General features: G+C 71.6%; 21 protein-coding genes. 11 read left to right on the top strand and 10 right to left on the bottom strand.

Going from position 1 to position 24,814, the window contains the following annotated elements:
- Positions 1-13: 13 nt before the first annotated feature.
- Positions 14-454, bottom strand: a complete 441-nt coding sequence (locus JNB61_RS10165; protein ID WP_201448807.1) for a metallopeptidase family protein — start codon at positions 452-454, stop codon at positions 14-16.
- Positions 455-657: 203 nt separating this feature from the next.
- Here JNB61_RS10165 and JNB61_RS10160 point away from each other — a divergent pair, with 203 nt between their 5' ends.
- Positions 658-864 carry a DUF3499 family protein gene (locus JNB61_RS10160; RefSeq protein WP_045301176.1) on the top strand — a complete coding sequence of 69 codons (207 nt, stop codon included), beginning with the start codon at positions 658-660 and terminating at the stop codon, positions 862-864.
- 57 nt (positions 865-921) lie between these two features.
- Positions 922-2,409, top strand: a complete 1,488-nt coding sequence (gene ahcY, locus JNB61_RS10155; RefSeq protein WP_220339539.1) for an adenosylhomocysteinase — start codon at positions 922-924, stop codon at positions 2,407-2,409.
- Positions 2,410-2,444: 35 nt separating this feature from the next.
- Here ahcY and JNB61_RS10150 read toward each other — a convergent pair whose 3' ends face one another.
- Positions 2,445-3,290: an RDD family protein gene (locus JNB61_RS10150; RefSeq protein ID WP_220288223.1), complete on the bottom strand. Its 846-nt coding sequence runs from the start codon at positions 3,288-3,290 to the stop codon at positions 2,445-2,447.
- A gap of 16 nt (positions 3,291-3,306) precedes the next feature.
- On the opposite strand from JNB61_RS10150, the gene JNB61_RS10145 reads away from it, so the two are divergent.
- From JNB61_RS10145 to katG, 3 genes are all read left to right on the top strand, one after another.
- Positions 3,307-4,302: a stage II sporulation protein M gene (locus tag JNB61_RS10145; RefSeq protein WP_220288222.1), complete on the top strand. Its 996-nt coding sequence runs from the start codon at positions 3,307-3,309 to the stop codon at positions 4,300-4,302.
- A 62-nt stretch (positions 4,303-4,364) separates the two neighbouring features.
- Positions 4,365-4,844 (top strand): Fur family transcriptional regulator, encoded by a 480-nt coding sequence (locus JNB61_RS10140; RefSeq protein ID WP_220288221.1) that lies wholly within the window; start codon positions 4,365-4,367, stop codon positions 4,842-4,844.
- 47 nt (positions 4,845-4,891) lie between these two features.
- Complete coding sequence (katG, locus tag JNB61_RS10135) at positions 4,892-7,201, top strand: catalase/peroxidase HPI (protein ID WP_222855305.1); 2,310 nt, start codon at positions 4,892-4,894, stop codon at positions 7,199-7,201.
- Positions 7,202-7,275: 74 nt separating this feature from the next.
- Here katG and aqpZ read toward each other — a convergent pair whose 3' ends face one another.
- The 6 genes from aqpZ to JNB61_RS20275 all read right to left on the bottom strand — a co-directional run bounded on the left by aqpZ (position 7,276) and on the right by JNB61_RS20275 (position 14,017).
- Complete coding sequence (gene aqpZ, locus JNB61_RS10130; protein ID WP_159845659.1) at positions 7,276-8,073, bottom strand: aquaporin Z; 798 nt, start codon at positions 8,071-8,073, stop codon at positions 7,276-7,278.
- A gap of 287 nt (positions 8,074-8,360) precedes the next feature.
- The gene (locus tag JNB61_RS10125; RefSeq protein WP_220339508.1) at positions 8,361-9,662 is read right to left on the bottom strand and encodes a DUF58 domain-containing protein; all 1,302 of its coding nucleotides are present in this window, start codon (positions 9,660-9,662) and stop codon (positions 8,361-8,363) included.
- Positions 9,663-9,667: 5 nt separating this feature from the next.
- Positions 9,668-10,684 (bottom strand): AAA family ATPase, encoded by a 1,017-nt coding sequence (locus JNB61_RS10120; RefSeq protein ID WP_374226638.1) that lies wholly within the window; start codon positions 10,682-10,684, stop codon positions 9,668-9,670.
- Entirely contained in the window at positions 10,681-11,868 is a 1,188-nt protein-coding gene (locus tag JNB61_RS10115) for a DUF4350 domain-containing protein (RefSeq protein ID WP_222855304.1), read from the bottom strand. The genes JNB61_RS10120 and JNB61_RS10115 overlap by 4 nt, the downstream gene beginning before the upstream one ends.
- The gene (locus JNB61_RS10110) at positions 11,865-12,551 is read right to left on the bottom strand and encodes a DUF4129 domain-containing protein (RefSeq protein WP_220339507.1); all 687 of its coding nucleotides are present in this window, start codon (positions 12,549-12,551) and stop codon (positions 11,865-11,867) included. The genes JNB61_RS10115 and JNB61_RS10110 overlap by 4 nt, the downstream gene beginning before the upstream one ends.
- Complete coding sequence (locus JNB61_RS20275; RefSeq protein WP_220339506.1) at positions 12,542-14,017, bottom strand: glycerophosphoryl diester phosphodiesterase membrane domain-containing protein; 1,476 nt, start codon at positions 14,015-14,017, stop codon at positions 12,542-12,544. The genes JNB61_RS10110 and JNB61_RS20275 overlap by 10 nt, the downstream gene beginning before the upstream one ends.
- Before the next feature lie 243 nt (positions 14,018-14,260).
- Here JNB61_RS20275 and mtrA point away from each other — a divergent pair, with 243 nt between their 5' ends.
- From mtrA to JNB61_RS10075, 6 genes are all read left to right on the top strand, one after another.
- Positions 14,261-14,941, top strand: coding sequence for an MtrAB system response regulator MtrA (gene mtrA / locus JNB61_RS10100; RefSeq protein WP_220288217.1), 681 nt, complete (start codon positions 14,261-14,263; stop codon positions 14,939-14,941).
- Between the two features lie 6 nt (positions 14,942-14,947).
- Positions 14,948-16,672 carry an MtrAB system histidine kinase MtrB gene (mtrB, locus tag JNB61_RS10095; RefSeq protein WP_220339505.1) on the top strand — a complete coding sequence of 575 codons (1,725 nt, stop codon included), beginning with the start codon at positions 14,948-14,950 and terminating at the stop codon, positions 16,670-16,672.
- On the top strand, positions 16,669-18,378 hold the full coding sequence (locus JNB61_RS10090) for an LpqB family beta-propeller domain-containing protein (protein ID WP_220339504.1): 1,710 nt from the start codon (positions 16,669-16,671) through the stop codon (positions 18,376-18,378). The genes mtrB and JNB61_RS10090 overlap by 4 nt, the downstream gene beginning before the upstream one ends.
- Positions 18,379-18,469: 91 nt before the next feature.
- Entirely contained in the window at positions 18,470-19,132 is a 663-nt protein-coding gene (locus JNB61_RS10085) for a phosphoribosyltransferase family protein (protein ID WP_220339503.1), read from the top strand.
- Positions 19,133-19,254: 122 nt separating this feature from the next.
- Positions 19,255-19,914, top strand: a complete 660-nt coding sequence (gene hpf / locus JNB61_RS10080; protein WP_159845635.1) for a ribosome hibernation-promoting factor, HPF/YfiA family — start codon at positions 19,255-19,257, stop codon at positions 19,912-19,914.
- 165 nt (positions 19,915-20,079) lie between these two features.
- Complete coding sequence (locus JNB61_RS10075) at positions 20,080-21,288, top strand: amidohydrolase family protein (RefSeq protein WP_220339502.1); 1,209 nt, start codon at positions 20,080-20,082, stop codon at positions 21,286-21,288.
- A 53-nt stretch (positions 21,289-21,341) separates the two neighbouring features.
- On the opposite strand, the gene JNB61_RS10070 is transcribed toward JNB61_RS10075, so the two are convergent.
- Complete coding sequence (locus JNB61_RS10070) at positions 21,342-22,700, bottom strand: hypothetical protein (RefSeq protein ID WP_220339501.1); 1,359 nt, start codon at positions 22,698-22,700, stop codon at positions 21,342-21,344.
- A gap of 198 nt (positions 22,701-22,898) precedes the next feature.
- Entirely contained in the window at positions 22,899-24,719 is a 1,821-nt protein-coding gene (locus tag JNB61_RS10065) for a DEAD/DEAH box helicase (protein ID WP_220339536.1), read from the bottom strand.
- Positions 24,720-24,814 lie beyond the last annotated feature (95 nt).

The raw sequence follows: 24,814 nt of genomic DNA, 5'->3' as shown, positions 1-24,814 counted from the left end.
GCCGGCCGAGGCGTCAGAAGTATCTGAAGCGCTCGGGACCGAGGTCCCACGGGTCTCGGTCGAGGTACTCGGCCGCTGCGCGGAAGACCGCACCCTCGACCAGCATGCGCCGGTGCAGCTCGTCGTCGCGATGCATGTGGCTGAGGCGCTCGATGGGCAGGCGGTACAGGATGATGCGGCCCGCGTCGGGCAGCACGGTCCAGCGGGGGATGCCGTCGTCGTCGGTCGCGGCGGGCATGTCGGCCACCTCGAAACGGACGTCGCGCAGCTCGGGCCATGCCGACCGCAGGAACTCCGCCGCGGTGCCGACCGAGAGGTCGAAGCGGTCGACGCGGGTGTCGAGCGGCGGAAGCGGCGGGCGGACGACGGAGCTGCGGCCCTCGCGCCCGTGGCGTCCGTGACGGGAGGCGCGCCGCGGCGCGCGCTCGCTGGTCTTGCTCCGACGCCACGCCATGCCTCCATCCTAGGTCGCGGGCCGCGTCCTCAGCTGAGGACGGTTGCCGGAACGCGGGGCGGCGCGCCGGGATCGGTCCGCATCTCGGCAACCGTCCTCAAATGAGGATGTTGTCTGGGCGGGTGGCGCGGCGCGGCGCCCGCCCAGAACGTTGCGGCGCGGCATCCGTCCCGGTGTCGGCGGGGCGCGATAGCGTCTACCCGATGCGCGAGAGAGTCTGCTCCAAGGTCGGATGCGCCCGTGAGGCGGTGTCCACCCTCACTTACGACTACGGCGACCAGATGGCGGCTCTCGGTCCGCTCGGCGCCGCCGGCGACCCGCATGCGCACGACCTGTGCGCGATCCACACCGACCGCCTCTCGGTGCCCAAGGGCTGGGTCGTCGTCCGGCACGAGACCCTCCGCGCCTGACCCGCGCCTTTCCCGGGCCTGCTGCGGGCGTGGGAGAATGGGCGGATGCCGACCTCCATGCCTGTCGCCACGCCTGCCGTCTCCACGGCCACCGAGCCCCGCGAGGGCTTCGAGTTCGAGGTCGCCGACCTCTCGCTTGCCGAGGCAGGACGCCATCAGCTGCGTCTCGCCGAGAACGAGATGCCGGGGCTCATGGCGCTGCGCGAGGAGTTCGGCGCGTCGCAGCCGCTGAAGGGCGCCCGCATCGCCGGTTCGCTGCACATGACGGTGCAGACCGCTGTGCTCATCGAGACGCTCGTCGCCCTCGGCGCGCAGGTGCGCTGGGCCAGCTGCAACATCTTCTCCACGCAGGACGAGGCGGCCGCGGCGGTCGTGGTCGGCCCGACGGGCACGGTCGACGCCCCCGCGGGCGTCCCGGTCTTCGCGTGGAAGGGTGAGACGCTCGAGGAGTACTGGCGTCTCGCCGACCGCATCTTCGACTGGACGGCAGAGGGCTTCGACGGCCCGAACATGATCCTCGACGACGGCGGCGACGCCACCCTCCTCGTGCACAAGGGTGTCGAGTTCGAGAAGGCAGGTTCGGTTCCGGATGCTGCGGCCGACGACTCCGCCGAGTACCGCATCGTCCTCGAGACCCTGCGCGCGAGCCTCGCGCGCGACCCCCAGCGGTTCACGCGCATGGCGGGCGGCCTCCTCGGCGTCACGGAGGAGACCACCACAGGCGTGCACCGCCTCTATGAGCTCGCAGCATCCGGTGATCTGCTGTTCCCCGCGATCAACGTCAACGACTCGGTGACGAAGTCCAAGTTCGACAACAAGTACGGCATCCGCCACTCGCTGCCCGACGGCATCAACCGCGCCACCGACGTGCTGATGGGCGGCAAGGTCGCGTTCGTGTGCGGCTACGGCGACGTGGGCAAGGGCGCCGCCGAGGCGCTGCGCGGCCAGGGTGCGCGCGTCATCGTCAGCGAGGTCGACCCGATCTGCGCCCTGCAGGCCGCGATGGACGGCTACCAGGTCGCGCGTCTCGACGACGTCGCCGGGCAGGTCGACATCGTCATCACGGGCACCGGCAACAAGGACGTCGTGACCGTCGACGACCTGCTGAAGCTCAAGCACCTGGCGATCGTCGGCAACGTCGGCCACTTCGACAACGAGATCGACATGGCGGGGCTCGAGTCGCTCGCGGGCGTGGAGAAGATCGAGATCAAGCCGCAGGTGCACGAGTGGCGTCTGCCCACCGGGCGCAGCGTGCTGGTGCTCAGCGAGGGCCGGCTGCTGAACCTCGGCAACGCCACGGGGCACCCGTCGTTCGTGATGAGCGCGTCGTTCACGAACCAGGTGCTCGCCCAGATCGAGCTCTTCACCAAGCGCGACGAGTACCCGACGGCCGTGTACGTGCTGCCGAAGCACCTCGATGAGAAGGTCGCGCGTCTGCACCTCGACGCGCTGGGCGTGCAGCTCACCGAGCTCACCCCGGAGCAGGCGTCGTACATCGGCGTTCCGGTCGAAGGCCCGTACAAGCTCGACCACTACCGCTACTGACCGCCGTCACCACCGGTCTCGGTGCCCGGGCGGGCTCAGCGCTCGGGGAAGCCGCGCGGCGGGGCAGACACCGGCCCGGCCAGTGCGTCGGCGCGCGCGGTCTCGAGCCGCAGCGCCCTCAGCTCGCGCCCGCGGCGCACGGCGACCACCCCGATGAGGAAGGTCTCGGGGTCGACGGACGGCACCGGTGAGACGTGCTCGGCGGCTTCGCGGGCGAGGGATGCTGCAACCCGCGCGCGTGCGGTGGGCTCCATGCTCGGCGCCGAGCGGGCGAACTGAGCCAGGCGTCGCGAGAGGCGCTCGGGCAGTCGCGCGACGTCCGCAACGGCCGCCCAGTCGGTGAGTACCGGAGGGATCCCGAGCTGCGGATCGGGCAGGCGGGGCGTGCGCGTGCGCTCGGAGTAGGTCCCGGCGAGCAGATCGCCGAGGCGCTGCGACCGCGGGGTGAAGGCACCGACGAGCGCGGCGACGGCGCCCACCGTGAACCACAGCTCGAAGACGCCGACGAGGGCGCGGATGAATGCGTGACGGAAGCCCGAAGCGCCGCCGTCGGTGCGCACGATGCGACCCCCCACGGCGAGCTTGCCGAGACTGCGGCCGTGGGTGGTGGTCTCGACGACGGTCGGGATCGCGACCATGACGAGCACGAGCAGGACGATGGTGAGGATCGGCATCACCGCCTCGTCCACGGCGCCGATCCCGGCGAGCCAGGTGATGCCCCACACCAGCAGCAGGAACACGACCACGCCCAGGATCATGTCGATGATCACTCCGAGCGCGCGCATGAAGAACCCGAGCGGCTGCACGTCGAGCGCGACAGCCTCGCCGGTGAGCACCTCGTCCTGGTGGATGTCGACGATCGCGGGCTCTACGGCGGGCATGGCTACAGTAAAGCGCATGGACCTCGACGCGCTGACCGCCGCTCGGCGCGAGGAATGGGAGCGACTCGACGAGCTCAGCCGCGCCCGCCACCTCTCGGGCGCCGAGGTCGACGAACTCGTCACGCGGTATCGCGCCGCCTCTGCCGACCTCGCCGATGCGAAGACGTCCGCGGGTCGCAGCATCCAAGGAGATCACATCTCGACCATGCTGGGCCGCGCCCGGCTGCGGCTGACCGGTGCGCCTGAGAACGTCATGCGCCAGATTCCTCGCTTCTTCGCCCTGCAGCTGCCCGCGGCGCTGTACCGGGTGCGCTGGACCACGCTCGCGATCGCCGTCGGCTTCGTTCTGGTCGTGGCCGTCGTCGCGGTCTGGGTGTCGGGCGACCCTGCGCTGATCGCGAGCCTCGGCAGCCAGGCGCAGCTCGAGCAGTACGCCGAGAACGAGTTCACCGCCTATTACAGCGAGAACCCGGCCGCCGTGTTCGCCGGCACGGTGTGGACGAACAACGCCTGGATCGCCGCCCAGTGCGTGCTGTTCGGCATCACGGGCATCTGGCCGATCATGGTGCTCGTGCAGAACGCCGTCGGCGTGGGCACCGCGGCGGCGGTGATGGCGGCGTTCGACCGGGGCGACGTCTTCGTGCTGTACATCCTGCCGCACGGGCTGCTCGAGCTCACCTGCATCTTCGTGGCCGGTGCGGCGGGACTGCAGATCTTCTGGGCCTGGGTCGCGCCCGGTCCGCGCCCGCGCGGCGACGCCCTGGCCGCGGCCGGGCGGTCCCTCGCGACCATTGCGATCGGGCTCGCGATCGCGCTCGGCGTCTCGGGCGTCATCGAAGGCTTCGTGACGGCGCAACCGTGGCCGTGGCCGGTGAAGATCGGCATCGGCGCGGCCGCGCTCGCACTCTTCCTCGTCTACATGCTCGTGATCGGGCGCCGTGCTCACCGGCTGGGCGAGACCGGCGATCTCACCGAGTACGAGGCCGGCACGCCGACGCTCGTCGCCGGTTGATTCCCGGACGGATGCTGCATACCACTGTTTTGAGTTATTCAAAACAACGATAAGCTCGGGGTATGACCACGCACCCCACCGTCGACGCGCGCGCCGTCGACACGGCGGCGCGGCTGCGCGCCGCGGGCCTGCGGGTCACGGATTCGCGGCGAGCCGTGGTCGAGGCGCTCATCGAGCGCCCCCATGCCAGTGCCGACGAGCTGTTCGCCGTCGTCGCCCGGACGCTTCCCGCCACGAGCCTGCAGTCGGTGTACAACGCCCTCGGCGACTTCGTCGACGCCGGCCTGGCGCGTCGCATCGAGCCCGCGGGCCGTCCCGGCCTGTTCGAGCTGCGTGTCGACGACAACCACCACCACCTCATCTGCTCGCAGTGCGGGGCAGTCGAGGACGTCGACTGCGTCGTCGGTGCGGCGCCCTGCCTCACACCCTCCGACGCCCACGGCTACGCCGTGCAGGTGGCCGAGGTGACGTTCTGGGGCATCTGCCCCGCGTGCGCGAACGCCGGATCTGCCGGGGACCCGGCCGTCGCCGGCGCCGCCTGAACCCGATCCTGTCCGACTCCATTGCCCACCCCGATTGGAAGGAAGCCATGACCGACACCAACGACACGATCCCCGAGATCGGTGAGAACCCGACCGACGTCGATCAGGCGGTCACCCCGATCGACACGCCGGTCGATGAGCGCGAGGACGGCGAGAGCCGCCCGCGCCCGAACGAGACCGAGGGCTGCCCGGTCATCCACGGCGGTCAGCCCCACCCGACCACCGGCAACGCCAACAGCGTCTGGTGGCCGAACCAGCTGAACCTCAAGATCCTCGCCAAGAACCCCGCGGTCGCCAACCCGCTGGGAGAGGACTTCGACTACAAGGCGGCCTTCGAGTCGCTCGATCTCGCCGCGGTCAAGGCCGACATCGCCGAGACGCTCACCACGTCGCAGGACTGGTGGCCCGCCGACTTCGGCAACTACGGTCCGCTCATGATCCGCATGGCGTGGCACAGCGCCGGCACGTACCGCGTGACCGACGGCCGCGGCGGCGGCGGGGCCGGCCAGCAGCGCTTCGCGCCGCTCAACAGCTGGCCCGACAACGTCAACCTCGACAAGGCGCGTCGCCTGCTGTGGCCGGTCAAGAAGAAGTACGGCCAGTCGCTGTCGTGGGCCGACCTCATGATCCTCGCCGGCAACGTGGCGCTCGAGTCGATGGGCTTCAAGACCTTCGGCTACGCGGGTGGCCGTGCCGACGTGTGGGAACCGGACGCCGACGTGTACTGGGGCCCGGAGACCACGTGGCTCGCCGACGAGCGCTACTCGGGCGACCGCGACCTCGAGCGTCCGCTGGCCGCCGTGCAGATGGGTCTCATCTACGTGAACCCCGAGGGCCCGAACGGCGAGCCCGACCCGCTGAAGTCCGCGCGCGACATCCGTGAGACCTTCGGCCGCATGGCGATGGACGACGAGGAGACCGTCGCGCTGATCGCCGGTGGCCACACCTTCGGCAAGACGCACGGCGCCGCGCCCGACACGAACGTCGGCGACAACCCCGAGGCCGCCGGCCTCGAGGAGCAGGGCCTCGGCTGGAGGAACAGCCACGGCACGGGCCACGGCGACGACACGATCACGTCGGGCCTCGAGGTCACGTGGACCTACCACCCGACCCGCTGGGACAACGAGTTCTTCCACATCCTCTACGCGTACGAGTGGGAGCTCATGCGCAGCCCCGGCGGCGGCCACCAGTGGCGTCCGATCAACGGCGGCGGCGCCGACATGGTGCCCCTCGCGCACTCGAACGGCCGTCGCGAGCCGCGCATGCTGACGAGCGACCTCGCCCTGCGCACCGACCCCGCGTACGACGCGATCTCGCGGAAGTTCAAGGACGACCCCGAGGCCTTCGCCGACGCGTTCGCACGCGCCTGGTTCAAGCTCACCCACCGTGACATGGGCCCGATCGAGCGCTACCTCGGCCCGGAGGTCCCTGCCGAGGAGCTGCTGTGGCAGGACCGCGTGCCCGCGGTCGACCACGAGCTCATCGACGCGGCGGACGCCGCGGCGCTCAAGGCGCAGATCCTCGACAGCGGTCTGAGCGTGTCGGAGCTCGTCGAGACCACGTGGGCAGCGGCATCCTCGTTCCGCGGCAGCGACAAGCGCGGCGGCGTGAACGGCGCCCGCATCCGTCTGGCCCCGCAGAAGGACTGGGAGGTCAACAAGCCCACCCAGCTCGCCACGGTGCTGGCCACGCTCGAGCAGATCCAGGCCTCGTTCAACGACGGCCGCACCGACGGCAAGAAGGTGTCGCTGGCCGACCTCATCGTGCTCGCGGGCAACGCGGCGGTCGAGAAGGCGGCGAAGGACGCCGGCGTCGACGTCGAGGTCGTCTTCCACCCGGGTCGCACCGACGCCACGCAGGAGCAGACCGACGTGCAGTCGTTCGCGTTCCTCGAGCCGATCACCGACGGGTTCCGCAACTACTACGGCCCGCAGGCGTTCATGCCCGAGGAGCACCACCTCATCGACCGCGCGAACCTGCTCACGCTGAGCGCGCCGGAGCTGACGGTGCTCGTGGGCGGCCTGCGGGTGCTCGGTGCGAACTGGGACGACTCGGACTACGGCGTGTTCACCGACCGCAAGGGCGTGCTCACGAACGACTTCTTCGTCAACCTGCTCGACCTCGGCACCACGTGGAAGCCGCTCGACCCGGGCGGCCACGCGTTCTCGGGCGCCAAGGACGGCTCCGGCGAGTCCGTCGGCATCGGCACGCGCGTCGACCTGCTGTTCTCGTCGAACTCGGAGCTGCGCGCCGTCGCCGAGGTCTACGCCTCGGACGACGCGAACGAGAAGTTCGTGCGCGATTTCGTGAAGGCGTGGGGCAAGGTCACGGAACTCGACCGGTTCGACCTCGTCTGACACACCTGCTCACCGTGCAGGAGCGGCCCGTCCCCGGAAGGGGGCGGACCGCTCGGGCGTTCGGGCCGGGAGGGTTACGGGACGCGCGCCTCGGCCTGCACGGGGGGCAGCGTGCCCTTGGGCTCGAAGAGCGCGCGGTGCAGCACGCCGGCGAGGAGTCCGCCGACGATCGGGAACACGATGAACACCCACAGCTGCGACAGCGGCCCGGGGCCGCCGTAGATCGCCGCGGCGATCGAGCGGGCCGGGTTCACCGACGTGTTGTCGATCGGGATCGAGATCAGGTGGATGAGGGTCAGCGTGAGGCCGATCGCGAGCGGCGCGAGCGCCGCGGTGCCGCGCGTCGAGTGCGTGACACCCAGGATGATCAGCACGAAGATCGCCGTCAGGAGTACCTCCGCGATGATCGCCGCGCCGAGCTCGAAGCCGCCGGGTGAGCCGAAGTCTCCCGTACCGTAGCCGTTCGACGCGAAGCCGCTGTCCTGGGCGCCCGCCAGCCAGTTGTCGGTGCCGAAGATGCCGATCAGCACGATGAGCGTCGTGCCGAGCGCGCCGCCGATCACCTGCGCGATGATGTACCCGATGGTGTTCTTCCACTCGAAGCGGCCCGCCGCCGCGAGCCCGAGCGTGATGGCCGGGTTGAAGTGGCCGCCCGAGATCGGACCCCACGCGTAGGCGCCCGCGACGACGGTCAGACCGAACGCGAGGGAGACGCCGACGAAGGCGATGCCCAGCGGATTGCCCTCATCCCCGGCCGGGAAGTTGGCGGCGAACAGCGCCGCGCCCACGCCGCCGAAGACGAGCAGAAACGTTCCCAGAGCCTCCGCGACGAGCCTGTTCACCGTGGTGGGCGGGATGGTGGTATCCGACATGGCGGACTCCTTTCCTCGCCGCGAGGCTAGCGGCATGTTCAGCGGTTTCCCAGGTACCGCACGCGGAGTGTCCGGCTACAACGCCTGATCTCGCTGAGTTTCGTCGGGTGTTCAGGCGTTCGTCCCCGGGTGTTCCGGGGAGCGGATGCTGCGGCCCGAGGCGTCACAGGCGTTCGAGTTCCCCCGCCCGCTGTATCTCGACGGTTTGGGGCGCGTGAGCGACGTTCGGGGCGCGCGGCGCGCGCCCCGAACGTTCGCGGCGCGCCCCAAACCGTCGACCGGGCGCATCAGAGACGACCGGCCGCCTTCAGCGCGAGGTAGCGGTCGGCGATCCGCGGCGGCAGGTCCTCGGGTGTCGCGGCGATCGCCTCACCGCCGGCCCGGCCGATCGCGGCGGCGACGACGGCGGCGTCGTGGGCGCTCTGTTCGATCGCGGCCGCGCGGTAGACATCGGCGGCGTCGGGGCGGTCCGGGAGCGGGTCCTGCTCGTCGGTGACCGCGCCGACCAGCACGTGCGCGCCGCGGGCGAGAGCGGGAAGCGATCCGAGGAACCCGCGCGCCGCCTCGGCGGCGTCCTGTGCGGTGAGCAGCACCACCAGCGAGGGGCGGGAGGTGAGCGCGCGCACCTGCGCGAACGCGGCGTCCCAGTCGGTGTCGATCAGGCGCGGTTCGACGGGAGCCATCGCGTCTACCAGCGCGGGCAGCAGTCCGGGTCCGTCCACGCGCGTGACGCGGGCGCGGATCGCCCGGTCGAACATCAGAAGGTGCACGTGGTCGCCCGCCCGGGTGGCGAGGGCCGCGAGCAGCAGCGCCGCCTCCATCGCGGCATCCATCCGCACGCCGTCGCCGACCCGTGCGGCGGCCGTGCGTCCGGTGTCGATCACGATCACCACGTGCCGGTCGCGCTCGGGGCGCCACGTGCGCAGCATCGTCGTGCTCGCCCGGGCCGTCGCGCGCCAGTCGATCGAGCGCACGTCGTCGCCGCGCACGTACTCGCGCAGCGAGTCGAACTCCGTGCCCTGGCCGCGCATCTGCACGCTCGTGTTGCCGTCGAGCTCGCGCAGACGGGCGAGCCGCGAGGGCAGGTGACGGCGGGCGGTGAAGGGCGGCAGCACGCGCAACGCGCCCGGCGCGTCGAGGCGGGCCTGGCGTCCGGCGAGGCGGAGCGGCCCGTCGGAGCGCACGACGACGAAGCGTGAGCGGAGCTCGCCGCGGCGGCGGGGGAGCAGCGGAATGGCGATGGTGCGAGCCTCGCCGGGCGGGATCGCGACGCCGGCGCGTCCGGCCGGTGCCCCCGCGGTCGGCTGCCACGCGTCGCGGACACGGCCGCGCAGCGTCCGCTCGCCGCCGTTGCGAAGCACGAGCTCGGCGGCCACTGGCTGGCCGAGCAGCACGCGCTGGGGCATTCTCCGCGTCACCGTCAGTCGGCGCGGATCCGGTGCCGCCGCGGCATCGGCGAACGTCGCGGCCAGGCACAGCAGCACCCAGCCCGCCACCGCAAGCCACGCGTCGATGCCCGCCGTCGACAGCAGCACCACGGGCAGCGCTCCGACGGCGAGGAGCAGCGGCAGGCGACCGGTGACGTACATGCGGGTCAGATCGGCACGCGGGTCTGCTGCAGCACCGAGCCCAGCACGGCATCGACCGACACGCCCTCGAGCTCCGCGTCGGGGCGCAGCCGGATGCGGTGGCGCCATGTCGGCAGCAGCATCGTCTGCACGTGATCGGGCGTGATCGCGGGGTAGCCGCCGAGCCACGCCCACGCCTTCGACGCCGCGAGCAGGGCGGTCGCCGCGCGCGGGCTCACCCCGAGCTGCACCGAGGGGCTCCGGCGCGTGGCCTGCGCGAGGTCCACGACGTAGCCGAGCACGTCGTCCGAGACGGTGACGGATGCTGCGGCCCGCTGCGCCGCGCGGATCTCATCGGCCGTGGCCGCACGTCGCAGCCCCGCGCCCTCGAGGTCGCGCGGGTCGAAACCGCTCGCGTGGCGGCGCAGGACGGCGAGCTCGGCATCCCGCGCGGGCACCTCGACGATGAGCTTCAGCAGGAACCGGTCGAGCTGCGCCTCGGGCAGCGTGTAGGTGCCCTCGTGCTCGATGGGGTTCTGCGTCGCCGCGACGAGGAACGGGTCGGGCAGGGGCCTGGTCACCCCGTCGGTCGAGACCTGGCGTTCCTCCATCGCCTCGAGCAGGGCCGCCTGCGTCTTGGGCGGTGTGCGGTTGATCTCGTCGGCGAGCACGACGTTCGTGAAGACGGGACCCTCGCGGAACTCGAATTCACCCGTCTTCGCGTCGTAGACGAGGGAGCCCGACACGTCGCCGGGCATGAGGTCGGGCGTGAACTGGATGCGCTTGGTGTCGAGGCCGAGCGCTGTCGAGAAGGCCCGCACGAGGAGCGTCTTCGCGACTCCAGGCACGCCTTCGAGAAGCACGTGGCCGCGCGAGAGCAGGGCGATCAACAGGCCCGTCACGGTGCCGTCCTGCCCGACGACGGCCTTGCCGACCTCGAGGCGCACGCGGTTCATCGCCTCACGCAGCGCGGCGTCGTCGAAGGGCGCGCCGTCGGTCGCGGTGGGCGCCTGGGTGTACGCGGTGGCGGGCGTGTCCGTCATCGGGGGTTCCTTTCGGGGCGGACGGCCGTGCGGACGGCGTCCTCGAGGTCTCTCAGGCGTGTGCTCAGGGCGACGAGTTCGGCGTCGCCGCGCGGGATGTCGTCGATCAGGATGCCGCGCACGGCTCGCCGGTCGAGTCCGGTGCGGCCCGCGGCGGCATCGGCGATCTCGGGGACGGCCGCGTTGGCGGCCAGTCCCAGGAGCGACGCGATGCGTCGCAGGGCGCCGATCCGGAGCCGGTCGGCGGCGTGCAGCGGATCGCGCGCGCGTGCGTAGAGGCGTGCCCGGCCCTCGGTGGTCTCCGACGCGCGCACCGTCACCGGCAGGCGTTCCGCGACGAGGGGGCCGAACCGGCGGCCGCGCCACACGCCCGCCGCGATGCCGGCGACGAGGAGCAGCACGGAGACCCCGCTCACCCAGGGCGGCGTGAGATCGCCGAGGGAGGGGTCGGCGTCTGCGAGGTCGGTGTCGGCGGGATTGGGCACGTACCAGACGACGAGCGGATGCCGCCCCATCAGGTTGACCGCGAGCGCAGCGTTGCCGTTCTCGGCCAGGTGCTCGTTGGTGAAGAGCGGGCGGGCGTCCACCGCGGCCACCCGGCCGCCGTCGGTGACGTCCACAAGGAGCCCGAAGGCATCGTCGACGGGATAGCAGCCGTCGCTTGCGCTGTACAGGGCGCCCGGGGCGACGGCGCCGGCGCGGGTCGCGTCCGCGATGTCGCAATCGGGCTCGATCGCCGTGTCGGGCGCGACGCCGGCGGGGGCGGCGCCCGGGAGCAGCAGATCGAGCGTACGAGCCCGCGGCTCGACGAGCACGACGTCGGCGGCCCCGGCGGCGAGGTCGGAGAGGGCGTCATCCGAGAGCGCCGGCGCATCGGGGAGCACGAGGGTGGCGGGTCCGGTGCCCAGGGCGTCGGCCGCGGCCGTACGATCTCGGATCACCCGCACGTCGACGCCGTGGTCGCGGAGGATCTCGGCGAGGGCGCGTGTTCCGCCGGGCCCGGTCGAGTCCGGGTCGAGCGCGTCGCGCTGGGCCCACTGGTTCGCCGCCGACATCGCGCCACCGAGCCCGCCGATCACGAGCAGAGCGAGCCCGATCGCGACCCACGCCGCGATCCGCCGGCCGCGCCGGGGCGCAGCATCCGGTGCCGACGTCTCGGGCGGGGTGACGGTCGACGTGCTCATGCGACGACCTCCTCGTGCGCGACCGGGCGTGCCGCGGTGACGGCGTCGTCGGCGGATTCGACGAGACGGTAGAGCGCCTCGGTGCCGGGTAGGCGCAGGTAGCGGACGTCGTCGAAGGCGGTGGCGGCGGCTTCGAGCCGGGGCTCCTGCGCGGGGAAGGCAGCACCGGCGGCGCGGGCGAACGCATGCACGGTCGCGCCCGGCGGCGGGTCGACGACGCCGCGTTCCAGGCAGCCGCGCGCGAGGGCGCGGAACCGCAGCACGATGGCGGCGTCCCAGTCCGACGCGCCGGCGCGCTGGGCCGCAGCCGCGCGCAGTTCGGCGGCGGAGCGGTGCTCGGCCTCGCCGAACAGCAGCGGCGTCCGCGCGGCGGCGCGGCGGGTCGCCCGAGGCACGCCCCACAGAAGGAACGCGGCGACGATGACGACCGTCACGACGACGGCAGCGACGAGTGCGAAGGTCGAGCCCCATCCGCCCGACAGGTCGGGGTTCAGCACGGACGCGATGAAGTCGCCCACCGCGCGCGCGATGCGGTCGAACGGGGTGGGCTCGGCGATGTCGTAGGCGGGGTCGGACAGCTCCTGCTCCGCCCATCGCCGCGCTTCGTCGCCGTCCGGCGTGAGGGGCGGGACGGCATCGGAGGCACGCGCGAGGGTGCGGACAGCGCCGGGGGTCAGGCCCACGGCGACTCGCGGTCGGTGCCGTCGGGTGCGGCGCCGGGGGCGGTCCAGCGGGTGGGGGACTGCTCGTGCGCCGGCGGCGGGGTCGTGGGGTCTGCGGCGGGCCCGGCCGGCGGCTGCGCGGGCGCCGTCGCCGCCGCCGCGGGCGCGGGAGCACCGTGCGCGGGCGGCTGCGAGCCGTAGCCCGGCTGGGCCGGCGTCGCGTATGCCGGTTGCGCGGGCGCGCCGTAGCCAGGCGGCGGGCCGTACGCCGGCGGTGCCGCGTACCCGGTCTGCGGCGCGTACCCCGCGGGCGGGCCGTAGCCGGGTTGCGGCTGGGTGGAGAACACCGCACCGGCCGGCGCGGGCGGGTAGCCCGGTGTCGCGGAGCCGGGCGCGTACGGTGCGTAACCGGGTACCGCGTAGGCCGCGGGTACGCCGCGCGGTGCGATCTCGCGTCCGACGTGCTCGCGGTAGGGGTCGGCGAGAGCGGTGGCTCCGGCATCCCGTCGCTCCACGTACGCGAGCAGGTCGAGATCGAGCCCCTCGCGGCGCATGCGGCAGTCGATGTAGATGAGCGCGGTCGCGGTGGACTGCACGACGACGGCGACCGACTGCAGCAGCAGCGTGAGCACCTGCGTGAGGAGGGTCGCGGCCAAGAAGCCGATGATGGCTGTCGGCTCGGGATCGCCCGTCGGCGCGATGATCGTCGTCAGCCCCATGGAGAGGAAGCTCATCGGAAGGCTGACCACCTGCGCCACTGCGGCGAAGATCACGCTGATCACGATGATGATGCCGAGCGCCGGCCAGAACCGCCCACGCGTGAGCGTCCACGAGCGCGACAGCGCCTGGAGGATCGTGGCGTGCTCGACGATGATGGCCGCCGGCACCAGCAGCAGCTTGATCATCAGCCACCACGTGATCGGGATCGACGCGAGGATGACCATGATCGTCAGCGCGATCGCCGCCGGCGGCGCCGCGATCGCGATGCCGACGATCGCCAGCACCACCACCGCCACCAGCGCGACGATCGCCAGGATGACGAGCAGCGAGTAGCCGATGAGACGCCACGCGATCGGTTTCACCTGGCGCCAGAGGGCGCCGAGCGTGAGCTTCTCGGCCAGGGCGGCATGCGTCACCTCGACGACGACGATGCCCTGCACGATGACGCTGAGCGCGCCCGCGGCGAGCGAGAGCACGATGCCCGCGACGGCGGTGAGGGCGATGGACCCCGCCATCACCGTGTCGTACTCCTCGGTGCCCGGTTGCAGCGTGTCGAGGCGCGAGAACGACGCCCACCCGACCGCGAGCACGCCGGCGAGCACGACGATGTACGCGAGCGTCTGGACGACGAGCGCGAAGCCCAGGACCACCCGCGGGTTCTGCCGCAGCGCCGCGAACGACCGGCCCAGGATCGTGCCGAACGACAGCGGGTGCAGCGGGATGATCCCGGGGCGCGACGCCGGCGTCCAGGCCGGATATGCGGACACGATTCCCCTCTCGGTCGGCGGCGCATCGCGGGCTGTGCGGCGCATCGGCCGCGCCCTCAGGGCGGCGCTTGCCCCTATCGTTCCATATCGGGTGGATGCCGCACCCGTGGTGTGGACGACGCTCTGGGCGTCCGTTCGGGCGAGCTTCGGCCGGTCCACAGGCCAGGTCGACTACTCTGTGGGAAGCGCATGGGGACGCGCACGTCGTCCTCTGCGCCTGGACAGAAGGAACGAACGCGCGCGATGACTTCACGCATCCTGGTGGTCGACGATGACACCGCCCTTGCCGAGATGATCGGGATCGTGCTGCGCACGGAGGGATTCGAGACGGTCTTCTGCGCAGACGGCGCCGAGGCCGTCGAGGCGTGGCGCACCGAGCGTCCCGACCTCATCCTCCTCGACCTCATGCTGCCGGGCATGGACGGCATCGAGATCTGCACCCGCATCCGCGCCGAGTCCGGCATCCCGATCATCATGCTCACCGCGCGCACCGACACGGCCGATGTGGTGAAGGGCCTGGAATCGGGCGCCGACGACTACATCGTCAAGCCCTTCAATCCGAAGGAGCTCGTCGCCCGCATCCGCACGCGCCTGCGCCCGGCCAGCCAGCCGGCGAACGACTCGCTGCGGATCGGCGACCTCACGGTGGACGTGGCGGCTCACGAGGTGCGCCGCGGCGACGGGCCCATCGCGCTGACGCCCCTCGAATTCGAGCTGCTCGTCGCTCTGGCATCCAAGCCCCAGCAGGTGTTCTCGCGCGAGATGCTGCTCGAGCAGGTGTGGGGGTACCACTACAAGGCCGACACGCGCCTGGTGAACGTGCACGTGCAGCGGCTGCGGGCGAAGGTGGAGAAGGACCCCGACAACCCCAAGATCGTGACGACGGTGCGCGGCGTCGGGTACCGCGCCGGAGCGGTCGTCTAGGCAGCCATGACCGCGCCGATCACGGCGGTGACGCCGGCGCGCGCCCGCATCCGCTGGTGGCGGCTCTGGCGAGCCTGGCCCGGCGACATCGCGGGGCTCTGGCGCCGCTCACTGCGGTTCCGCACGATCCTGGTGACCATCGGCCTCACCGCGCTCGCCGTCGTGGTCGCGTGCGTGTGGATGGCACTCGCGATCCAGAACGATCTCTTCGCCTCGCGCAAAGACCAGGTGCTGATGGACGCCGAGCAGGCGCGTGCCGCTGCGCAGCGCACCCTCGACGCCTCCGTGCAGAACGACTCCATCCAGCTGCAGAACGTCATGACCCTGGCGTTCACGGCGCTGCGCGACCAGTCATCGGCCGTGATCGTCGGAGCGTACCGGATCGGGCCCCTCGTGCCGAACGCGCCGCAGGACTTCAGCACGAACGAGGAGGTGATGAACGAGCTGCTCACCATCCCGATGCGGGCGCTCGTGCGCACCAATGCCGACCAGCAGATCTGGCAGCCGGTCGCGCTTCCCGTCGGTGACGACTCCGCGGTCCCGGGGATCCTCGTGGGGCAGCAGCTCACGATCGAGGGGGTCGCGTCGTACGAGCTGTACCTCGCCTACGACCTCGCGAACGCCCCCGAGACGCTCACGTTCGTGCAGCGGACGCTGTGGGTGGTCGGCATCGGGCTCGTCCTGCTCATCAGCGGCATCGCCTGGTTCGTCCTGCGATCGGTCACGACCCCCATCAGCGAGGCCGCCGACACCAGCGCCAAGCTCGCGGCGGGCCGTCTCGACGTTCGCCTCGAGGTGCGCGGCGAGGACGAGCTGGCGACGCTCGGCCGCTCGTTCAACGCGATGGCCGACAGCATGGAGTCGCAGATCAAGGAGCTCGCTGATCTCTCGCTCGTGCAGCAGCGCTTCGTCTCCGACGTGTCGCACGAGCTGCGCACGCCGATGACGACGATCCGGCTGGCAGCCGACATGATCAACGACCAGCGCGACGAGTTCGACCCCGCGACCGCGCGGGCCGCGGAGCTGCTGAACGCGCAGGTGCAGCGCTTCGAGACGCTCCTCACCGACCTGCTCGAGATCAGCCGCTACGACGCCGGCTCCGTGCAGCTCGAACTCGAGCCGACGAGTCTCGCCCACCTCGCCGAGGACGTCATCGGGTCGATGCAGCAGCTCGCCGAGCAGCACGGCACGGACGTGCGTCTCGTCGCACCCGGGGGATACTCCCCGGTGGACATGGACCCGCGGCGCGTGCGCCGCGTGGTGCGCAATCTGCTCGGAAACGCGATCGAGCACGGCGAAGGGCGCCCCATCGTGGTCACCGTCGACAGCAACCAGCAGGCGGTGGCCATCGGCGTGCGCGACTTCGGCATGGGGATGAAGCCCGAGGACGTCGAGCACGTCTTCGACCGGTTCTGGCGCGCCGACCCCTCGCGCAAGCGCACCATCGGCGGCACGGGTCTCGGCCTGTCGATCGCGCTGGGCGACGCGAAGCTCCACGGTGGAGAGCTCGCGGTCTGGTCGGAGGTCGGTCGCGGCACCAACTTCGTCCTGACCCTCCCGCGGCAGGCGGTGCCGCTCGACGGGGAGTCTCCGATCCCGGTCGATCCGGGCGACGACGCAGTCGCCGCCCTCGACGACCTCGGCCTCACCGCGCCGATCGACCTGCCGCGTGCAGACGGTGCGCACGGCGGGAGCAGAACGGATGCTGCGCCCCCCGGAGGATCCGCATGACCCGGGTACGCGGCATCCTCGCCCTCATCCTCGCGGTCTGTGCGGTGGTGGTGACCGGCTGCGCGGGCTTTCCCACGAGCGGGCCCCCGGAGTACGGCCTCGAGAACGGCAACACCGGCAACGGCTCGCAGAACGTGGCCTTCATCCCGAACCGGCCGCAGCCGGGGGCGACGCCGCAGCAGATCGTCGAGGGCTTCATCGACGCCGGCTCGGGTCCGGGAGTTCTGGGCAACTGGGCGGTCGCTCAGGAGTTCCTCGCGCCGTCCTTGCGCGGCACGTGGAACCCGGACGCCCAGGTGATCGTCGACGAGCGGGCCGATCGCGACTATGTCGAGACCGGGGAGGGAGTGGTCGACTTCGCCTCGGAGGTGGTGGGATCCGTCGATGACAAGGGCGCCTACCAGCCCGCCGAACTCTCGCCGGGCAACTGGACGTTCCGGCTGGAGCAGCAGGACGACGGCGAATGGCGCATCACCGAGGCACCCGACGGCATCTGGCTCGACGAGGCGCAGTTCCCGCAGGTGTTCCACCGCTACCCGGTGATGTACTTCGACCTCTCGTGGCAGTACCTCGTCCCCGACGTCCGCTGGTTCCCGGTCGCCAAGGCGGCGCGGAGCATCGCGAACGCGCTCGTCAACGAGCCGGTGAGCGAGTGGCTGGCGGAGTCGGTTCAATCCGCGTTCCCGGATGGCGTGTCGGCGGTGACGGTGGTCCCCACGGCGGAGGAAGGCGTCTCCGACGTCGCCCTCAAGGGAGACGGGATGCTGGCGGCGAGCAGCGACGCCCGCAACCGGATGCTCACGCAGCTCGAGGAGAGCCTGCGCGCCGCGGGCGTGACCGAGGTCGTGATGACCGTCGATTCCGCTCCGATCGACGCGCAGCCGGTCGCGGTGCGCTCGACCCGCGTGCCGGCGGCACCCCTGGTGCTGGCGGACGCCGGCTTCGGCTTCCTCACCGGCGAAGAGATCGACAAGATCCCCGGGCTCTCGGCCGCGGTGGAGGCGGCGTCGCCGGTCAGCGTGCAGGTCGGTGCCGAGCGCGATCTGGCCGCTGCGCGACTCGCCTCGGGCGCCGTCGTCCGGCTGAACTCGGCCGGCACCGAACCGGAGGTGCTGGACACGCGCGCGGGGCTGGTCGACCCGGTGATCGACCCGTCCGGGGTGGTGTGGAGCGTCCCGCAGAACGACCCGTCGGCGCTGCGCGCCTACCTCCCCAACGGGGATGTGATCGACATCGCCGACGCCTGGGGTGAGGCGACGGCCATCGCCGGCATGGCGCTGTCGCGCGATGGCACGCGCCTGGCCGCGGTGGTCAGTGCCGGCGGCCGCACAGTGGTGTCGGTGGCCGGTGTCGTCCGTGAGGACGGCGTGCCGGCCCGCATCGGCCAGCCGATCCAGCTCGCGGTGGCGGGCGGTGCCGTCGTCGGCGTCACGCGGATCGGCGTCACCTGGATCGACGACGTCTCGGTCGGCGTCCTGACCAGCGGCGCCGACACCGACTCGACGGTCATCGAGCAGGTGGTCGGCGCGCCGACCGCCACCTCGACGGCCCCCTCCGGCATGGCTTCGATCGCCGGCGGCACGGGGATCTCGAGCCTGCGGCTGCGGGCCGAGGACGGCACGCTCTACGTCAAGCGCGGCACGAGCTGGCAGCCGACGGCGACCGGCATCGGGGTTCTCGCGACCCAGCAGGGGGCGCCGCAGTAGCGGCTCCTCCACAAGCCGCTGCGCGAGCCGACGGTCCACCGATCGAGGCGGTGACCGCCGGGCCGGTCCTTCCGCCCGGGATCCTGGGGCGGTGCTGTCGGAGATCGTGCTCGCCGTGCGCGAGGCCTGTGCGGATGCACTGGCGCTGCTTCTTCCCGTCTCGTGCGCGGGGTGCGACGAAGCGGACGTCGTCCTGTGCGAGCGCTGCGCGCTCGCCCTCGCTCCCGACCCCCGCGAGCAGATCGTGGCTGCGCCCGGCGGAGCCGTCGCGGTGTGGAGCGGGCTCGCGCTCGAGGGGGTCGCCGCCCGGGTGCTGCGCGCCGTCAAGGAGGACGGGCGCACGTCTCTGGCGGCCGCGCTCGCGCCCGCGCTGTCGTCGGCCCTCGCCCACGCGGGTGAGGCGAACGCCGTGCTGGTGCCGATGCCCACGTCTCGCCAGGCGTACCGCCGGCGCGGCTACCGCGTACCGGACCTCCTCGTGCGGCGCACCGGACGCCGACCCCGGCGCCTGCTGCGCCACGCCCGGCGCACGTCCGACCAGCGCGGTCTCGACCGCGACGCCCGGGCGCGGAATGTGGCGGACAGCCTGGTGGCTTCGGATGCTGCGGGGCTGCGCGTCGTCGTGGTCGACGACGTCGTGACCACCGGCGCCAGCCTGGGCGAAGCGGTCCGCGCGCTGCGCGCCGCGGGGGCCGATGTGGTGGCCGCGGTCACCGTGGCGGCCACCCCGCGGAGGCTTCCCACGGGCCGGTGAACACGGTCCTGACGCATTCGAAACTCACAGGTGACAGAGTCCGAACGCGCGGCTAGCGTGGGAGTGACAAGGCGACTGAAGGTCCGCCCTTGGCCGGGTGGACCGGAACAAGGAGGTCAGGGATGGAAACCAGCATCGTCGGCGTGGGAGTGGGGATCACAGATCGCTTCCGCGGTGTCGTCGAGGAGAAGGCCGCCCGCATCGAGAACCTCGCTCCGCGCGCTCAACGCGTGGACGTCAAGGTCACACACCGTGCTTACCACAACGGTCGCATGGAGGATGAGACCGTCGAGCTCACCGTCAACGGCAAGGGTCCCGTCATCCGGGCGGAGGCCACCGACGGCGACAAGTTCACCGCACTGGACCTCGCGGTCGACAAGCTGTGCGAGCAGCTGCGCCGCGCGAAGGACAAGCGCGTCGACGCGCGCAACCACCCCCGTGGCGCCAAGTTCGAGAAGGGCAGCGGCGCGCTCCAGGGGATCGATCTGCAGCCGGCTTCCGTCGACGTGCTCCGTGCCGTCGCCACCGGTGAGATCCCGATCGTCACGGGAAACGAGGAGGAGGAGGGCTACACGCCCGTCGTCATCCGAACCAAGGAGTTCCACCCTGAATGGATGTCCGTGGAGGAGGCCGTCGATCGCATGGAGCTGGTCGGCCACGACTTCTTCCTGTTCATCGACGCACGCACCGACCACCCGAGCGTCGTGTACCGCCGCAAGGGCTGGGACTACGGCGTCATCTCGCTGACCACGATGGCGCAGCCGGAGGAGCTGGCGTCCTGACACACGTTCTCCGAGGGGTGCGGCTGCTTCGGCGGCCGCACCCCTCGCGCATCTCCACGGGGAAGGGATGCCGCCCTCGACGGAAGCCGATGGTATTCGGTATACCATCAACAAGCCGGGCCGGCCGGGCCGCGGCATCCGTTCGTCCGTCGAGAGGCACCTGACGTGATCATCCGCAATGCGCGCCCGTGGGGCGCGGACGCCGCAGACGTCGTCCTGGAGGGCGACCGCATCGTAGAGGTGCGTCCTCACGACGGTTCCGCACCGGCCGCGGACGACGTCGACGGCCGGGGCCGGCTGCTGCTGCCGTCGTTCAGCGACGTGCACGTGCACCTCGACTCGTCGCGTATCGGACTGCCCTTTCGCCCTCACACGGGCGCGCCCGGAGTGTGGGGCATGATGCTCAACGACCGGAACAACTGGCGGGACACCGACGTGCCGCACGCCGAGATCGTCGCCGGGACGCTCGAGCAGATGATCGCGAAGGGCACGACACGCGTGCGCACCTATGCGCAGGTCGACGTCGACTGCAAGCTCGAGAAGTTCGACTCCGTGCTCGCCGCGAAGGAGAGATTCCGTGAGCATGCGGACGTGCAGATCATGACGTTCCCGCAGGCCGGCATCCTCCGCGAGGCGGGCACGGTCGAGTACCTCGAGGAGTCGCTGAAGCAGGGCGCCGACGTCATGGGCGGAATCGATCCGTGCCAGCTCGACCGCGATCCGGTCACACACCTCGACACCGTGTTCGGGCTGGCGGAGAGGTACCAGGTAGAGGTCGACATCCACCTCCACGAGCCCGGTGCCTTGGGCGTGTTCAGCACCGAGCTCGTGCTGGAGCGCACCCGCGCGCTGGGCATGCAGGGCAAGGTCACGATGTCGCACGCCTACGACCTCGGCTCGGTGTCGGAGGCCGTGAGCCGCCGCCTCATCGACGAGTTCGCCGAGCTCGACATCGCGATGGCGACGGTGGCGCCGTCCACGACCGGGCACCTGCGCCTCGTCGACCTCGCCGAAGCGGGCGTGCGCGTGGGGCTCGGCGAGGACGGCCAGCGGGACTACTGGAGCCCGTACGGCAACTGCGACATGCTCGACCGCACCTGGCAGCTCGCGTTCGTCAACGGATTCCGCCGCGACGACCACATCGAGCTCGCGCTCGCCGTCGCCACGATGGGCGGCGCGTCGATCATGAGCCGCACGTCGCCGCGGGTGGCCGGTGTCGGCGACCGGCCCGGAGTCGCGGCCGGCGACCGTGCCGACCTCGTGCTCGTCGACGGTGAGACGCCGACGAGCGCCGTCATGGACCGCGGCATCGACCGCACCGTGATCCACGACGGCCGCGTCGTGGCCGACGGCCTGAAGGTGCTCCGCCGCTGACGCCTCCGCCCAGGGGGGGCGAAGACGGGCCGGGGTTGAGATGTGCCCGGATCTCAGTCGATGAAGCCGTCCAGGATGCTGCCGATCACGAGGCCTCCGAGGATGCCGCCCATGAGGTCGCTGCCGCCGCTTCGACGACCGCCGCCCCATCCCTGCTGGCCGTAGCCCGGCCCGCCCCACTGATCGGGCTGCGGACGAGCGGCGTCGATGTCGCGCTGGGCGAGCTGCAGCGCCTCGCTGGCGAGGAACGCGGCGCGGCGGGCCATCGCGAACGCCTGCTCCCGGTGGTCTTCGTCGATCACGGTGACCGCGGCGGCCGAGGCGCCGAGGTACCGGTCCAGGTCGAGGCGCACGCGCTCGGCCTCGGCGAACCGCGTGCGGGCGTCGGCGCCGATCCAGCCTCGGTGCCCGGCGATCACGTCGCGTGAGACGGCGAGCTGACGATCGGCGTCGTCGATGGCGTGGCGCACGTGCTCGAGGGGCGGAATCGGACGCGCGGCGCGCTCGCGCGCGGCGGCGATCGCAGCATCCAGTCCCGCGTTGGCCTCGCGCAGGCGCGAGAGCTGCTCGAAGGGGTCGGTGTTCACCCCTGCCGCAGGCAGAGCGGCCAACGCGGCCTGGAGCTCCTCGATGGCGGCCTGCACGGCAGGGGAGTGCGGCTCCTTGAGTGCGACGACGATGTCGCCGCGAGAGTCCTCGACGATCGCAGCGAGGGTGGACTCTGCGCGCAGCGCCTCGACCTCGAAGGTCTCGACGGCGTCGAGCAGCGTCTCGGCGCGGCGTACCGATTCGGTGGATGCCTCCAGCGCCATGTTCGCCTGCTCGCGCTGGCCCGCCTCGCGCCGGCGCTCGGCGACGCCCGCACTGTGCTCGGCGAAGCCGAGCAGCTGCTCCGCCTCGGCAGGATTCGCGTCGATCTGTGAGAGTGCGTGCGGCGAGTAGCGGACGGCCAGCCGCTCGACGGTGGAGCGGGCATCGGGGAGCCGCAGGCGCAGGCGCGCCGCATCCGCCCGCACCTTCGCGATGATCTCGGGGGCGCGACGGGCGCGCTCGATCGGCGCCGCGAGCGCCTCGGTGCGGTCGTCGAGAAGGTCTTCGGCCCATTCGCACAGCTGCACGATGCGCGCATTGCGGGTGCGCAGCTCTTCGCGCGTGTCGGGGATCTCGTCGTGGTTGAGCTGGTGGAGGTGGAACGCCTCCTGCAGGTGCGTGCGAACCGATTCGAGTGCCTCGCGCAGCTCCTTGGTGGGGCCGGGGCCCAGTTCGGCGTCGGCGAAGGCCAGCTCGTCGGTCGTCAGGCGGATGCGCTCGTCGGCAGCGACCAGCGCCTGCTGCGCGCGCCGCGCCAGGTCGGCGTCCTGCGTGTTCAGTTCTTCCTGCTCGCGCTTGCGTCTGCCCCAGAATCCGGCCATGGATCGATCCTACGGGGGCCGCTGGGAGCGGGCTGAGGCGGGAGGTCGTGACGGAGGAGTGTTCGCGCAGAGCGTGGCTCTGGCGCCCGTGCGTGTTCCGTCCTGAAGGCCGTGCGGGCCTTCCCGGCGAAACAGGGCACGACCGGCTCACCCGCCTGAACCGGGGGAGCCGGATGCTGCGACCTGCGCCGGGGAGTGTCAGCTGTCGCTGCGCTTGTGGCGCGGCTTGCGGGCCGGGCGGTCGTCGCCGTACGAGGCGCGCGCGCCTGAGTCGCGGTACGAGCCCCGATCACGCGAGCGGTCGCCGTAGCCGCCAGAAGCCCGGTCGTCGCGACGAGCGCCGCCGGTCGCATCCTTGCGGCGCTGCGGGCGGCCGGTGTCGGGACGCAGCTCGATGAGCTGCCCCGAGATGCGCGTGTCGGCCAGTCGATCCAGCGCGCCGGCGGGGAGGTTCGCCGGCAGCTCGACGAGCGAGAAGTCGGGCATGATCTTGATCGCGCCGAAGTCGTCTCGGCGCAGCCCGCCCTCGTTCGCGAGCGCCCCGACGATCTGGCGCGGCTCGACGCGCTGCCGCTTGCCGACGTTGATGCGGTAGGTCGCGAAGCCCTCTCGCGGCGTGCGGCGCTCGGGCCGGTCGCCGCGGTCGCCGAATGCAGGGCGCTCGCCGCGGTCGGTGCGCTCCCGGCGCTCGCGCGTCGGGGCCGGCTCGGGGTCCGGCTCGAGCAGGAGCGGGGTCTCGCCCTGTGCGACCACCGCGAGCGCGGCGGCGACATCGACCTCGGGCACGTCGTGGTTGCGCACGTAGTGGGCGACGATGTCGCGGAACGCCTCGATGCGCTCCGCCTCTTCGAGCGCGGCCGTGATGCGGTCGTCGAAGCGCGACAGGCGCGTGACGTTGACCTCGTCGACGCTCGGCAGGGGGATCTCGGTGAGCTCCTGACGGGTCGCGCGCTCGATCATCTTGACCAGTCCGCGCTCGCGCGGCGTGACGAAGCTGATCGCGTCGCCCGAACGCCCGGCGCGACCGGTGCGGCCGATGCGGTGCACATAGGATTCGGCGTCGGTGGGGATGTCGTAATTGACCACGTGCGAGACGCGCTCGACGTCGAGACCGCGCGCGGCGACGTCGGTGGCGACCAGGATGTCGAGCTTGCCCGACTTGAGCTGGTTGACCGTCTTCTCGCGCTGCGGCTGGGCGATGTCGCCGTTGATGGCGGCGGCGGAGTAGCCGCGGGCGCGGAGCTTCTCGGCGATCTCCTCGGTGATCGACCGGGTGCGCCCGAACACGATCATGCCGTCGAAGTTCTCGACCTCGAGGATGCGCGTGAGGGCGTCCATCTTCTGCTGCCACGCGGTCACCAGGTACCGCTGCGAGATGTTGGCGGAGGTCTGGGTCTTCGCCTTGACCGTGATCTCCTCCGGGTCGTGCAGATACTGCTTCGACATGCGGCGGATGGTCGCGGGCATCGTCGCCGAGAACAGAGCGACCTGCTTGGTCTCGGGGGTCTCGGCGAGGATCGTCTCGACGTCCTCGGCGAAGCCCATCTTGAGCATCTCGTCGGCCTCGTCGAGCACGAGGTACTGCAGTTCCGACAGGTCGAGCGTGCCCTTCTCGAGGTGGTCGATGATGCGGCCGGGGGTGCCGACGACGATGTGCACGCCGCGCCGCAGTGCCGACAGCTGAACGCCGTAGCCCTGGCCGCCGTACACGGGAAGGATGTGCACGTCCTTCAGGTGGGCCGCGTACTTCTCGAACGCCTCGCAGACCTGGAGCGCGAGTTCGCGTGTGGGTGCCAGCACGAGAGCTTGCGGGGTCTTCTGGCCGAGGTCGAGACGGTCGATGATCGGCAGCGCGAAGGCGGCCGTCTTGCCGGTTCCGGTCTGCGCCATGCCCACGACATCGCGGCCGCCGAGCAGGGTCGGAATGGTCGCCGCCTGGATGGCCGACGGGGTCTCGTAGCCGATGTCCTTGAGAGCCTTGAGGACGGGCTGGCTCAGCCCGAGGTCGGAGAAGGTCATCGCTGCGGGCTCGGTCTGAGCCTCGGCTTCGATCTGGTCGGCGTTCGTGTGCACAGTTAACCGTAGCGGGGTGCGCCTGTGAGGCGACAGGATGC

This window comes from Microbacterium ureisolvens (assembly GCF_019511645.1).
Lineage (GTDB): Bacteria > Actinomycetota > Actinomycetes > Actinomycetales > Microbacteriaceae > Microbacterium > Microbacterium ureisolvens_A.
Note: the sequence above shows the minus strand (reverse complement) of the source record. Positions and strands in the feature narration are given on the sequence as shown.